Consider the following 14,039-nt stretch of genomic DNA (forward strand, 5'->3'; position numbering starts at 1 on the left):
GAAGATCTTACCTCGCCTGGCGTACAACGCAAGAGGGAAGCGGAAACGATTCAGAATTTTTCACGCTTTTCCGATAATTACCCGTTTCCGTAAAACATATTGTTATTAATCTGTTGTTCACTACCCTGATATGTTGTGAAATAAGAAATCGATTACCCGACGCCGGGCGCTTCACGGAGTCGGACTAAAACAGTACAGATAAGAGGCTACTATGAGTGACAGTATTCGTGTCGGATTAATTGGTTATGGCTATGCCAGTAAGACCTTCCATGCGCCGCTTATCAGCGGAACGCCCGGGCTGGAACTGGCAGTGGTATCAAGCAGCGATGCCGACAAAGTAAAAGCAGACTGGCCCAACGTGAGCGTGGTCTCTGAGCCCAAACATATTTTCACCGACCCGACTATCGATCTGGTGGTCATTCCTACGCCTAACGATACCCATTTCCCGCTGGCGAAAGCGGCACTGGAAGCGGGTAAACATGTCATCGTCGATAAACCCTTTACCGTGACACTGTCACAGGCGCGTGAACTGGACGCACTGGCGAGAAGCGAGGGGAAACTGCTTTCCGTTTTCCACAACCGCCGCTGGGACAGCGATTTCTTAACAGTTAAGGGGCTGATTAACGAAGGTAAACTGGGTGAAGTCGCCTATTTTGAATCTCACTTTGACCGCTATCGCCCGCAGGTTCGTAACCGCTGGCGTGAGCTGGGCGGGCCAGGAAGCGGGATCTGGTACGATTTGGGGCCGCACCTGTTGGATCAGGCTATCAACCTGTTCGGCCTGCCGGTGAGTCTTTCGGTCGATCTGGCGCAACTGCGTCCTGGCGCACAGGCCACGGATTACTTCCATGCGGTGCTGGCTTATCCACAACGACGGATTGTGCTGCACGGAACACTGCTGGCCGCAGCGGAAACCGCGCGTTATATCGTACATGGCTCGCGTGGCAGCTATGTAAAATATGGTCTCGACCCGCAGGAAGAGCGGCTGAAAAATGGCGAACGCTTGCCGCAGGAGGACTGGGGTTATGATATGCGCGATGGCGTACTGACCCGAGTGGAAGGCGAAGAGCGGGTTGAAGAGTCATGGTTAACCGTGCCGGGGAACTATCCCGCCTACTATGCGGCTATCCGCGATGCATTAAACGGCACAGGCGAGAACCCGGTTCCGGCTAGTCAGGCGATCCAGATTATGGAATTGATTGAATTAGGAATTGAGTCGGCAAAACATCGTGCGGTGTTGTCACTGACCTGATGCGCTGGCGAAACTCACTGCACTCAGGTAGCCCGGTAAGCGTCTCGCTACCGGGCAAATTTTTACTCTTATTTTACTCGTGCCCGCAGTGCGGCTTTCTCAGCATCTGACAGGAACGCTATCTCCAGGCCGTTGATCTGCGCCTGACGAATTTGTGCTGGTGTTAACCCGGTAGCCGGAGCGGCCACCCGATACTCGTGTTGAATATCAATCCCCTGAACAGCCGGGTCGTCCGTGTTGATGCTGGCCAGAATGCCGTGCTCAAGGAACGTTTTCAGCGGATGCTGCGCCAGCGATGGCACGGTGCTGGTCTGAATGTTAGAGGTCAGGCAGGACTCAACGCCAATACGCTGCTCAGCCAGGAAATCCATCAACTTGCGATCTTCCACCGCTTTTACACCGTGGCCGATACGCTCAGCCCCCAACTCGCGAATGGCCTGCCAGATGCTTTCCGGGCCAGCCGCTTCACCGGCGTGAACGGTAATACGCAGGCCGGCATCGCGTGCGCGGTTAAAGTGGCTCAGGAACAGACTACCAGGGAAGCCGAGTTCGTCACCCGCCAGATCCAGCGCGGTGATGCCATCGCGGTGTGACAGCAGGGCGTCCAGTTCGCGAAGGCAGGCGCTCTCGCCGAAGGTACGGCTCATAATACCGATAAGACGCGCTTCAACGTTGAAATCACGACAGCCCTCACGTACACCGGCGATCACCGCTTCAACCACGCCTTCAACAGGAAGCTGGTGGGTCATTGCCATATAGCCCGGGGAAAAGCGCAGCTCTACGTAGTGCAGCCCATTGTTAGCGGCGTCTTCGATATTTTCATAGGCAATGCGGCGGCAGGCATCGAGGTCGGCAAGGACTTTTACACCCCAGTCGAGTTTGCTTAAAAAGCTCACCAGGTCTGGTTCGTTACTGGTGACTTGTACATGAGGAATCAATGCTTCAAGGGTAGATGCCGGGAGAGTTAAATTATGCTGACGACCGAGATCGAGAATAGTTTGGGCGCGAATGTTTCCATCAAGGTGGCGATGAATGTCGGTGAGGGGGAGCGTAGTATCAATCATGGTCGCACTCTTTTTTAGATTAAGTGCGCGCTATTATAAAAACATTTCACTGTAAAAATCTATTTGCGCAACGAAAAATTATCATTGCGCAAACCCCTCAGCGTAGCGTATTGATTGCGGCAATCAGTCGTTCTACGCCTTGTTCAAGCTTTGAACGAGGGCAACCCGCGTTCAGGCGGATGAATCCATTGCCTTCCTCGCCGTAGGTATAGCCCGGCATGATCGCCACTTTTTGCTGTTTGATGAGAACATCCTGCAACGCTTTATCGTCGATGCGCAGCGGACGAAGATCGACCCACGCCAGGTAAGTTGATTCAGGCATGGCCCAGTTTAGCTCAGGAAACGCGGCATTCAGGCTCCTGGCAATGTAGTGCATATTATCCTGCAAGTAGGTACGCAGCGCATCGAGCCACGGTTCACCCTTGCGATAGGCGGCGATATGCGCCACTAAAGCGGGTACGGAGGGTGAGGAAAGACCATCGCGGTTCTTCAGCGCGTTCAGGTAATCATTACGTGTAGTTTCATCGGCGATCAGGCCATATGCCCCGGTAAAGGCGGGAATATTGAAACTCTTTGAGCCGGAAGTGAATAGCGCCCATGGGCTGCGCGCGACATCACACCATGGAATGTGCTGATGATTGCCCCACACCATATCCATATGGATCTCATCGCTGATAACGCGGACGCCATGTTTTTCACACAGACCAGCCATCACGTTCAGTTCCTCCCGCGTCCACACCTTACCGGTGGGGTTATGCGGGCTGCAAAGCAGCAGGATTTTATTTTGCGGTTGCGCTAATACGGCTTCCAGTTTCGCCATATCACAGAACCACTGGTTATCGATTTTCTCCAGCGGCACCCCAGCAATCTGACGCTGATTACCGGCAATGGTTTTAAAGAAAGCATCATAAGCCGGAGTATGCACCACAATACCGTCACCGGGGGCCGACCACTGGCGAATCATTTCGGCCACCATATAGATGACGGATGGCCCATAAACAATACTTTCCTTGTCGATAACGCTATGAAAACGGCGGGCAAACCAGTGCACGATGGCGGGCGGAAACTCATCGTTTTTCCAGCGGCTGTAGCCAAAAACGCCATGTGCCAGGCGTTGGGTCAACGCATCGAGAATGCAGGGCGCGGTGGCAAAGTCCATATCAGAAATGGTAAACGGAAGGAGGTCGGCATCACCAAAACGGTCGGCGACATAATCCCACTGGGTGCACCAGGTGCCATGCCTGTCGATCGCCGTTGAAAAGTCAAACATGTGAAATCCTTAACTGTGAGCGAGAACGCTATTTTGCCCCTGCAACCGGCAGGGGCAAAGGGCGTTTTATGCCTGAACGGTATTCATCAGTATCGCAATCTCATCTTTAACGGATTGCACCTGCGGGCCAATCACAACCTGTAGATTGTGCTGGTTCAGTTGCACCACCCCAATTGCGCGGTTGGCTTTCAGCGCTTCAACATCGACTTTCGACATATCCTCTACTGACAGGCGCAGACGAGTAATGCAGTTGTCGAGCGTCACGATATTATCTGCACCGCCTAACGCTGCCAGAATCGCCGGTGTGTTATAGCCCGATTTACCGATCGTGCCGCTCACCGCTTTTTCGATAGCGCTGCTGTTTTCAATATCGCGACCCGGCGTTTTGATGTTGAAGCGGGTAATGGCGAAGCGGAAGATAGCGTAGTACGCCACGAACCAGATGATTGCCACCACCGGCACCATATACCACTTCGTGGAGAGTCCGTGCAGAATACCGAATACCACGAAATCAATGACGTTGCCGTCAGTGTTGCCAATGGTGACGCCGAGAATCGCCATCATGGTAAAGCCCAGACCCGTCAGCAGCGCGTGGATGACGTAAAGCACCGGCGCAACAAACAGGAACAGGAACTCCAGCGGTTCTGTGGTGCCGCCAACCACGCAGGCAATCACACCGGAAATCAGCAGACCTTTAATTTTGTGACGGTTTTCCGGGCGAGCACAATGGTACATCGCCAGCGCAGCGCCAGGCAGGCCGCCAAGAAAGGCCGGCATTTTCCCCTGAGAAAGGAAGCGGGTGGCGCTTTCAGAGAAACCGTGGGTTTCCGGACAGCTTAATTGTGCCTGGAAGATGGTCAACGCGCCGCTGACCGTGTGGCCGCAAACGTCCATGGTACCGCCCGCTTCGGTAAAGCGAATGAGCGCGACAAGAATGTGGTGCAGGCCAAACGGTAGTAATAAACGTTCACCGGTACCGAATATCATCGGGCCGAAGTCGCCCGCGCTGTTGATAACGTGACCCAGTGCGTTGATCCCCATCGCAAAGACCGGCCAAATCAGCGGGATCACCAGGCCGACCAGGCCTAATACGACAGTCGTGATAATCGGTACGAAGCGGGTGCCGCCAAAGAATGCCAGCGCATCCGGCAGACGGATGGTGTGAAAACGCTCGTGCAGAAGCCAGACGATGATCCCGGCGATCACCGCACCGAGGATCCCGGTGTCGATAGACTGAATACCGAGGATATTCTGGATATTGTTAGCTTTCAGGATTGCGGCGTCGGTGGTTGGCAAAATGCCTTTGGCGGTCAGCCAGAAGTTAACCGCCAGGTTCATTACTGCATAGCCAACAAAACCGGCGAAGGCGGCGACGCCTTTGTTTTCACGCGCCAGCCCCAGTGGGATGGCGATACAGAACATCACCGGCAGGAAGCTGAATGCAAAAGAGCCGACTTTGCTCATCCAGATAAAGAGTGCCTGCAGGAAGGGTGTATCAAGCCATGGCAGGAGTGTGAGTACGTCATGGCTGCTTAACGAGCTGCCGATCCCCAGCATGATCCCGCAGAAGGACAGCAAGGCGACGGGCAGCATGAATGTCTTGCCAAGCTGTTGAAAGAACTCCCACAATGTGACTTTTTGCGCTGCTCTGGTCGTCATTGAACGACTCCTTGTACAAAAAATGGGTTGAAAAGGCCGTGGAGCGCAAGATAAAACGTTTTACCCAATTTTAGTGCGAGTGAAATCACATAATGAAATGATGATAACGTTTATAAAGTATCTTATTAGGTAAAACGTTTTATCGATCACTTAAAAGGAATCGCCAGTCCCTATGGCAATTGCAAAAAAAGTTACGATCAATGATGTCGCCCTGGCTGCGGGTGTGTCGGTGAGTACTGTCTCGCTGGTACTGAGCGGGAAAGGGCGGATCTCCAGCGCGACCGGTGAGCGGGTGTCTCAGGCTATCGACCAGTTGGGATTTGTGCGTAATCGGCAGGCAGTGTCTCTGCGCGGCGGTCAAACCGGTGTGATAGGGTTGATTGTCGGATCGCTGTCGTCACCGTTTTATGCGGAGCTGACGGCGGGACTGACGGCATCCCTTGAGTCACAGGGCAAAATGGTTTTTCTGACCCAGGGCGGGCGTAAAGGTGAAAATATGCTGGCGCGTTTTGATGCGCTGGTGGCTCAGGGCGTGGACGGGGTAGTAATCGCCGGGGCGGTGGATCAGGCATGCGAGCTGCGGGAAAAAGCGGAAGTGTCGCAAATCCCGCTGGTGTTTGCCTCCCGGGCCAGCTATCTCGATGAAGTGGATTTGATCCGCCCGGATAATATGCAGGCAGCACAACTGGTGACGGAAGATTTAATCCGCCGGGGCCATCAGCGTATTGCCTGGCTCGGCGGTCGGAGTGCATCGTTAACCCGTGCAGAGCGTGTTGGCGGCTACTGTTCCACCCTGATTAAGTACGGCCTGCCGTTTCACAGTGAATGGGTTATCGAATGCGAGTCCAGCCAAAAGCAGGCTGCGGAGGCGATTACCGCTCTGCTGCGCCATAACCCGACCATTACCGCCGTGCTGTGCTACAACAATGTGATTGCGATGGGAGCCTGGTTTGGCCTGATGCGCGGCGGGCGTCAAAGCGGGGAAGAGAGCGTCGAGAGCTATTTTGACCAACGCGTGACGCTGGCGGCGTTTGCTGAAGTCCCTGAGGCTGCGCTGGATGATGTTCCGTTAACCTGGGTAACGACGCCGGCGCGTGAAATGGGTCAGAGTGTGGCGGAGCGGATTTTACAGCGGATCGAGACCGGGCAGATGTCGGCGCGTAATGTGATTATGCCGCCACGGCTGGTGGCAAGAAAATAGCCCCTCGGTTGAGGGGCTACGTGGTTTACTGCGCCGGCGCCGTGACAGGCGGCTCGCTCGGTGTTGCAGGAGCTTGCGGTTCGCTTTCCTGAATCGCCGGTGCCTGTAAACCGAACATCCCGGCAAATTCGTCCAGCGGCATCTTATTGCCATTGAGCGTTACCATTCCGTTAGCGTACTGCAGGCTGGATGTCACCTGGTTATCTTCGGTGGAGGTCAGGCGGAACATCTGGCCCATTGCGGCAAAGCCTTTAACCTGCTGACTTGCCAGCTTACTGGCTTCTTCCTGCTGATAACCTTCCAGTTTCGCTATCTGGGTCATAAATTCGGTTGCCATATCCATCGGGATCACCAGTTTACCGTCCAGCGATTTCACCAACGTGTCAACCTGCTGGGCGAGCGTTTGAACCGGCTGTGTGGACTGGGTTGGATCTTTCAGCAATAGCGACAGATTCAGCGTGGTTTCACCCTTGCTGTTTTTCCAGCTCAGCGGTGCGACGGTAATTGACGGGTCGCCTTTCAGCAGTACCGGCAGAGCGCTGAAGAACGCTTCGGTGATTTTTTCCTGATACAGTTCCGGGTTGTTTTGCAGATCCGGTTGCGCGAGCAGTGCCTGTGCCTGGGCGTTATATTGCTGGCTAAACTGGTGCCACGCCTGGCCGTCGATATTGCCGACTTTCAGCGTCAGTTTGCCGCTGCCCATGTCCTGGCTTTGTAGTTTCAGGCTGTTAACCGCGTAATCCAGTTGGCTGTTAACTTTTTTACCATCGTCAGAAAGGTCGGATTTACCATCCAGCGTCATGCCTTCCAGAACGGTCAGCTCTTTGCCTTCCACCGAGACCGAGACTTTATCCAGGCTGATTTTCTGGTTGCCGATGCGTTCGTTAAAGCTCGCCAGTTTGCTGCTGCCTTCGGTTTTCAGATTATTGAAGGTGAGCTGTACTTTCTGATTGTATTCGTTGACCGCGTTCACCAGGGCGCTTTCCGCTTCCCCGGTGAGAGAGACAACGTTGCCATCACGGTCAGCCGAAAGTTCAAAATCACCGCCGCTAAACGCGACTTTCTCGGCCTCTTTCTCGTAGTTCAGCGGTTTGAGGTTGATAGCAGAGTGCGTGTCGCCGCTGTAGCTGATTCGGGTATCGACCACAAACGGCGTTTCGCCTTTTGCAATATCAAACAACGGCTTTGTGACGTCGTTATTGACCAGCGTGGTATTCACCGAAGCCATCGATGGAAGGAGATTAAAACGTTTTAGCGCCGCCAGCGGGAACGGGCCATGATCGACATCTTCATTCAATACGACGCTTTGACCCGGTTTCAGCAGGGCTTTCTCTGCGCCAGCGATTGGCTTCACTACCATTTTGAGTTGGCTGCTAAAGATGCCGCGCTGGTAATCCTGATAGCTTAGCTCCAGGCCTGCTTCCGGAGCAGTACGTTTCAGTTGGTCATTGGCCTGTGCCACCATGTCCGCAAAACGGCTTTCCAGTTGTTTTCCGGTGTACCAGGCTCCGCCCGTCCAGATAACACCCAATGCAACAACAACCCCAACAGCGACCAGCGATTTTTTCATAGCATTTATCCATAAATTGAAACCGGGCGAGATCGTCTCGCCCGGTTATGACATAAGGCTGTATTTAAGATTAGCAAGCCCACGCTAAAACTTCAGTATTTACTTCAGCTTATTATAGACCCGCGCCAGATTGCCGCTGCCGCTTACCTCAACCGGTGATTCCGCGGCGCTGATAAATGCCGATTCTCCTGGCTTCAACGTGAGCGACTTTCCGTCTTTAGTGAGGGTGGCTTCGCCTTGTACACAGAACAGAATGGCGGCGCTCTGCTGGGCAATGATGGTCGGCTGTGCGCTGAGATCGTGCAGTGAAAAAGCGAAATCGTCGACCGGGATCGGGAAGTCCAGCTCTGGGCCATTTTTCACCGGCTGGGTCAGCAACTCCGCGGCGGGTTTGGCAACAAATTTTACGTTGGCAACCAGTTCCGGAATATCGATATATTTCGGCGTCAGACCGGCGCGCAGGACGTTGTCAGAGTTGGCCATCACTTCCAGCGCGGTGCCCTGAAGGTAAGCGTGCGGCGTTTCGGCGAACAGGAACATCGCTTCGCCTGGATTGAGTTTCACCACGTTTAACAGCAGCGGCGAGAACAAGCCGCTGTCGTCCGGGTAAAATTCAGAAATCACGCGGATGGTCTGCCAGGGTTCGCCATGTTGATTTTCCAGTGCGGAACGCAGGATTGCCAGCGCGTGAGCTTTCTCTTCTCCCTGCATATTCAGCAGGCTGGCGAAGAGGGCGCTCAGACGCTCGCCGTTCGGATTTTCCAGGAAGTGCGCAATGGCCTGGTGCGCACCGGCAACGGGTTGCAGCAGGGATACAATCTCGCTGAACTCGCGAAACGCATTCATCGCCAGGAAAGGGGTCAGTGCGAAGACCAGCTCAGGTTTATGGTTCGGATCTTTATAGTTACGTTCAGCAGCATCCATTGGGATCCCAGCCGCGTTCTCTTTAGCAAAGCCAATTTCCGAGGCGCGTTTGTTCGGGTGCACCTGGATGGAGAGCGGCTGTGCGGCGCACAGGACTTTAAACAAGAACGGCAGTTCGCCAAAACGGTCAGCGACATCGCGGCCCAGAAGCGTCGCTTTGTCCGCATCAATCACCTCGCGCAGCGAACGCACGACGCCCTGGTTATCGGTGATTTTTGAGCTGCTTTTCGGATGCGCGCCCATCCACAATTCGGCCATTGGCAGATTATCGGGGTTGGCGATTCCGTAGAGTTCCGTTAACGCACTTTTACTGCCCCAGGCGTAGTTTTGCACTGAGTTAATGAGTTTTTGCATTATCAAGCCCTGTATCAATGTGGATTCTTTGGCGGTATTAAAGCAATAAATGCGCTTCGGCGTCACCGGAAAAATAAAAAGTCGTACTAGTCTCAGTTTTTGTTAAAAAATTGTGTACGATAGGGTGACTCGCTTTTGAGCCGGGCAAATGGATTCGTGCTCTGCATGTTTGCCCTGGATACGCAAAAACATTACCTGAAGCAGTAAGTGAGAATACAATGTCGAACAAACCTTTTTACTATCAGGATCCTTTTCCACTGAAAAAGGATGAAACCGAGTATTACCTCCTCAGTTCCGATTACGTCTCCGTCGAAGAGTTTGCCGGCCAGGAAGTGCTGAAAGTTGACCCGCAGGCCCTGACGCTCCTTGCCAAACACGCCTTCCACGACGCCTCCTTTATGCTCCGTCCCGCACATCAGCAGCAGGTGGCCGATATCCTCAGCGACCCGGAAGCCAGCGAAAACGATAAGTACGTGGCGCTCCAGTTTCTGCGTAACTCTGACATCGCTGCTAAAGGCATTCTGCCAACCTGTCAGGATACCGGCACGGCGATTATCGTCGGTAAAAAAGGCCAGCGCGTATGGACGGGCGGCGGTGATGAAGCTGCCTTGTCGCGTGGGGTATATGACACCTTTATTGAAGATAACCTGCGCTACTCGCAAAACGCCCCGCTGGATATGTACAAAGAGGTTAATACGGGCACCAACCTGCCAGCGCAGATTGATCTCTACAGCGTTGATGGCGACGAGTACAAGTTCCTGTGTGTGGCGAAAGGCGGCGGTTCTGCCAACAAAACCTATCTTTATCAGGAAACCAAGGCGCTGATCACCCCGGCAAAACTGAAAAATTACCTGGTTGAGAAAATGCGGACACTCGGGACTGCGGCCTGCCCGCCGTATCACATCGCGTTTGTGATTGGCGGCACGTCTGCGGAAATGACGCTGAAAACCGTGAAAATGGCCTCAACCAAATATTATGATGGCTTGCCGACGGAAGGGAACGAGCACGGTCAGGCGTTCCGCGATATTGAACTCGAAAAAGAGTTGCTGGTAGAGGCGCAAAATCTTGGTCTTGGCGCACAGTTCGGCGGCAAATACTTTGCTCATGACATCCGCGTGATTCGTCTGCCGCGCCATGGCGCTTCCTGCCCGGTCGGCATGGGGGTCTCTTGCTCCGCAGACCGTAACATTAAAGCCAAAATCAACCGCGACGGTATCTGGATCGAAAAACTGGAGAGCAACCCGGGTAAATACATTCCGGAATCACTGCGTAAAGCGGGCGAGGGTGAAGCGGTCAAAGTTGACCTCAACCGCCCGATGAGCGAAATCCTCAAACAGCTTTCGCAATATCCCGTCTCCACGCGCTTGTCGCTTTCCGGCACCATTATCGTTGGCCGCGATATCGCCCATGCGAAACTAAAAGAACGCATGGATAGCGGCGAAGGTCTGCCGCAGTACATTAAAGATCATCCGATTTATTACGCAGGCCCGGCCAAAACGCCGGAAGGCTATGCCTCTGGTTCGCTTGGCCCAACCACGGCGGGGCGTATGGACAGCTACGTTGACCAGCTTCAATCGCATGGCGGCAGTATGATCATGCTGGCGAAAGGCAACCGTAGTCAGCAAGTGACCGACGCCTGCCACAAGCATGGTGGTTTCTACCTCGGTAGCATCGGCGGCCCGGCAGCGGTACTGGCGCAAAGCAGTATCAAGAGTCTGGAGTGTGTGGAATACCCAGAACTGGGAATGGAAGCCATCTGGAAAATCGAAGTGGAAGACTTCCCGGCGTTTATTCTTGTCGATGACAAGGGGAATGATTTCTTCCAGCAGATTCAGGCCTCGCAATGCACCCGCTGCGTGAAATGAGATAGCCGCCCTACGGGGTAATGCTAGTCAGTTAAGGGCAGATTTACTTTCCGGTATATCTGCCCGTAGCACTCCTTGTTCACACCACCCATATAGATGCCACCAACACCATGCAGCCTTTGGGCTAACAGCAGAAGCCTAAGTTTCTGAAACCGATGAGTCCCCGCTGGAAATCGGCGAATCGGAGAATGGAAGACAAGGTCAGGCCGCCATGGATGGCGGACTGAGGCGAACCGAGACAGGACGTCGAGTTTCGCCGTGCCGCAGGCTGGAGTTCGGAGATGAGCGCAGTGTGAAGCACCGATTTCCCCGCGGGGCCGCGGGGATTGCGAAGGGGGGCGCGGTCGCCCCCCTTTGCCCGTTCACTGACGCTGATGTTTCATGTTCTGCAAAACATAAAGTGAACGGAATTTCGCGCATAACTGACAAGCATTACGCCCTACGGGGCGGTTTTTTTATCCATAAAGGCGTAAAACCTTCCATAATTAAAAATGGTTTGCATGAGCAATGTCACTTCACAATCACTTTGATATCAAGGAGAAAGTAATGACAACGACACGCCGCGAGAACGACTCAATGGGTCATATCGACGTCCCTCTCGACAAATTATGGGGCGCCCAAACCCAACGATCGCTGGAGCATTTTCGTATCTCTACCGAGAAAATGCCGGTCTCGCTGATCCACGCTCTGGCGCTGACAAAGCGCGCGGCGGCGAAGGTAAACCAGGATTTAGGCCTGCTGTCGGCAGAGAAAGCGGCCGCCATTATTCGTGCGGCGGATGAAGTGTTGGCAGGTGAACATGCCGATGAGTTTCCGCTGGCAATCTGGCAAACCGGCTCGGGTACGCAGACCAATATGAACATGAACGAAGTGCTGGCCAACCGGGCAAGCGAGCTATTGGGTGGCGTGCGCGGAATGGAACGCAAGGTTCACCCTAATGACGATGTGAACAAGAGCCAGAGTTCTAACGATGTTTTCCCCACCGCGATGCATGTGGCGGCGGTGATTGGCCTGCGGACTCAGCTTATCCCACAGCTAAATATGCTGAAAACGACCCTGCATCAGAAATCGGAGGCCTTCCGGGATATCGTCAAAATTGGCCGCACCCATCTACAGGATGCGACGCCGCTGACGCTGGGGCAGGAGTTTTCCGGCTGGGTGGCAATGCTTGAGCACAATCTGAAGCATATCGAACTGAGTCTGCCGCACATTAGCGAACTGGCGCTGGGTGGCACGGCGGTTGGCACTGGCCTGAACACCCACCCTGAATATGCCGTTCGTGTGGCGAAAGAACTGGCGGAATTTACTCATCAGCCTTTTGTCACCGCCCCTAACAAATTTGAAGCGCTGGCAACCTGCGACGCGCTGGTTCACGCCCACGGCGCGCTGAAGGGTTTAGCCGCGTCGCTGATGAAAATCGCTAATGATATCCGCTGGCTGGCTTCCGGCCCGCGCTGTGGTATTGGCGAACTTGCCATTCCTGAGAATGAGCCGGGTTCCTCCATCATGCCCGGAAAGGTCAATCCGACCCAGTGTGAAGCGATGACCATGCTGTGCTGCCAGGTGATGGGGAATGATGTGGCTATCAACATGGGCGGTGCGTCGGGGAACTTTGAGCTGAACGTCTATCGCCCGATGATCATCCATAACTTCCTGCAATCCATCCGTCTGCTGGCCGACGGCATGGAGAGCTTCAACGAACACTGTGCGCAGGGGATCGAACCCCGGCGCGAGCGAATTGATCGGTTGCTCAATGAGTCGTTGATGCTGGTGACGGCCCTTAACACACATATTGGCTACGACAAAGCCGCCGAAATTGCTAAAAAAGCGCATAAAGAAGGGCTGACCCTGAAAGCCTCGGCACTGTCGCTTGGCTATCTGACGGAAGCCGAGTTCGACAGTTGGGTTCGCCCGGAAGCGATGGTTGGTAGCCTGCCTGTTAAAAATTAATCGGTCGCCAGCCACAGGTGCAGCCGCGGGATAATCAACTGTAGCGGCTGCGCCAGAGGTTTATGGCGATACTGAACGTTATCGGCGTCGTAATTCAGCAGCTCGCCTAAATCGGGCACGCTGACCCCACCTCTGCCGGACACCAAAGCAATCAATGGCGCGGGGCAGGCATACTGTACCTGTTTCTGCTCCCCCGCATACCAGACCCGCGCAATGGGCTGGACTTTCACCGGGCGCTTGATCTTCAGCCGCGCCTTCTGCGGCAGCGCCGCCACATCCTGATACTCCCGTTCCAGCTTTGCCTGCCACTGCTCACGCGTCCATGGCGGCACGGAACGCGGCGAACGCAGGCTTTTTTCTAACTGCGCCAGCACCTCGTCGCGGGTGAGATTTTTGATGATATGTTTATTCGCCCAGCCAAAACGGATGGTGCTCGGATCGTCCAGCAGGGTGAGAGTGCGATAGGCATTGAGCGTGATAAGCCCGGGCAGATGGCGGTGAACCCAATCAAAACGGGCAACGGAAGGTAGCCCGGAATCGACGGTGATAATCTTCTCAAACTCGGCTTTCAGCTCATTTATGCGGGAAATACGGTCTCGCAGCGCCTCGTGTTGTGACGTTGTCACGTTAAGGCAAATAGCGCCGGGCAGACGCACGGCGGCTTTGCTGCTGCGGGCCTCCGACTGCTGTTGGATAAACAGATGGCCGAAGTGCTGTAATGCCATAACCAGCGCGTTTTTACCTATATGCTGTACGACCGCAATTTCTGACAACGGCGCATGTTCATCTTCTTTGCGCACTTCCGGCAACTCAAAAATGCGCGCCGCCAGTAAACGGCATTCTGCCAGTTGTTCACGTACAGCGAGCAGCTCGCGTTCAAGCAGGCGAAAGGTACTGGTTAAGCGTTCGACAAGGTCATAACTGGCCATA

General features: G+C 54.2%; 10 protein-coding genes. 4 read left to right on the forward strand and 6 right to left on the reverse strand.

Features of this window, described 5'->3' with window-relative positions; all coding sequences use genetic code 11:
* Window positions 1–211: 211 nt before the first annotated feature.
* Window positions 212–1,252 (forward strand): oxidoreductase, encoded by a 1,041-nt coding sequence (locus VSR74_RS01865; RefSeq protein ID WP_347793117.1) that lies wholly within the window; start codon window positions 212–214, stop codon window positions 1,250–1,252.
* A gap of 68 nt (window positions 1,253–1,320) precedes the next feature.
* On the opposite strand, the gene add is transcribed toward VSR74_RS01865, so the two are convergent.
* From add to malX, 3 genes are all read right to left on the reverse strand, one after another.
* On the reverse strand, window positions 1,321–2,316 hold the full coding sequence (add, locus tag VSR74_RS01870) for an adenosine deaminase (protein WP_347793118.1): 996 nt from the start codon (window positions 2,314–2,316) through the stop codon (window positions 1,321–1,323).
* Window positions 2,317–2,413: 97 nt separating this feature from the next.
* Window positions 2,414–3,586, reverse strand: a complete 1,173-nt coding sequence (locus VSR74_RS01875; protein ID WP_347793119.1) for a MalY/PatB family protein — start codon at window positions 3,584–3,586, stop codon at window positions 2,414–2,416.
* 66 nt (window positions 3,587–3,652) lie between these two features.
* The gene (malX, locus tag VSR74_RS01880) at window positions 3,653–5,245 is read right to left on the reverse strand and encodes a maltose/glucose-specific PTS transporter subunit IIBC (RefSeq protein ID WP_347793120.1); all 1,593 of its coding nucleotides are present in this window, start codon (window positions 5,243–5,245) and stop codon (window positions 3,653–3,655) included.
* A gap of 172 nt (window positions 5,246–5,417) precedes the next feature.
* Here malX and VSR74_RS01885 point away from each other — a divergent pair, with 172 nt between their 5' ends.
* The gene (locus tag VSR74_RS01885) at window positions 5,418–6,446 is read left to right on the forward strand and encodes a Mal regulon transcriptional regulator MalI (protein ID WP_347793121.1); all 1,029 of its coding nucleotides are present in this window, start codon (window positions 5,418–5,420) and stop codon (window positions 6,444–6,446) included.
* Window positions 6,447–6,471: 25 nt separating this feature from the next.
* On the opposite strand, the gene VSR74_RS01890 is transcribed toward VSR74_RS01885, so the two are convergent.
* Both VSR74_RS01890 and manA read right to left on the reverse strand, forming a co-directional pair.
* Window positions 6,472–8,016, reverse strand: coding sequence for a YdgA family protein (locus tag VSR74_RS01890; protein WP_347793122.1), 1,545 nt, complete (start codon window positions 8,014–8,016; stop codon window positions 6,472–6,474).
* Window positions 8,017–8,115: 99 nt separating this feature from the next.
* A complete protein-coding gene (manA, locus tag VSR74_RS01895) occupies window positions 8,116–9,294 on the reverse strand; it encodes a mannose-6-phosphate isomerase (protein WP_347793123.1) in 1,179 nt (392 codons plus the stop codon).
* Window positions 9,295–9,512: 218 nt separating this feature from the next.
* On the opposite strand from manA, the gene fumA reads away from it, so the two are divergent.
* Both fumA and fumC read left to right on the forward strand, forming a co-directional pair.
* A complete protein-coding gene (gene fumA / locus VSR74_RS01900; RefSeq protein WP_347793124.1) occupies window positions 9,513–11,159 on the forward strand; it encodes a class I fumarate hydratase FumA in 1,647 nt (548 codons plus the stop codon).
* Between the two features lie 546 nt (window positions 11,160–11,705).
* Window positions 11,706–13,109 carry a class II fumarate hydratase gene (gene fumC / locus VSR74_RS01905; RefSeq protein WP_347793125.1) on the forward strand — a complete coding sequence of 468 codons (1,404 nt, stop codon included), beginning with the start codon at window positions 11,706–11,708 and terminating at the stop codon, window positions 13,107–13,109.
* On the opposite strand, the gene tus is transcribed toward fumC, so the two are convergent.
* Window positions 13,106–14,038: a DNA replication terminus site-binding protein gene (tus, locus tag VSR74_RS01910; protein ID WP_347793126.1), complete on the reverse strand. Its 933-nt coding sequence runs from the start codon at window positions 14,036–14,038 to the stop codon at window positions 13,106–13,108. The two genes, fumC and tus, sit on opposite strands and share 4 nt — an antisense overlap.
* Window position 14,039 lies beyond the last annotated feature (1 nt).

Origin of the sequence: Pseudocitrobacter cyperus (assembly GCF_039889165.1) — a bacterium.
Lineage (GTDB): Bacteria > Pseudomonadota > Gammaproteobacteria > Enterobacterales > Enterobacteriaceae > Pseudocitrobacter > Pseudocitrobacter cyperus.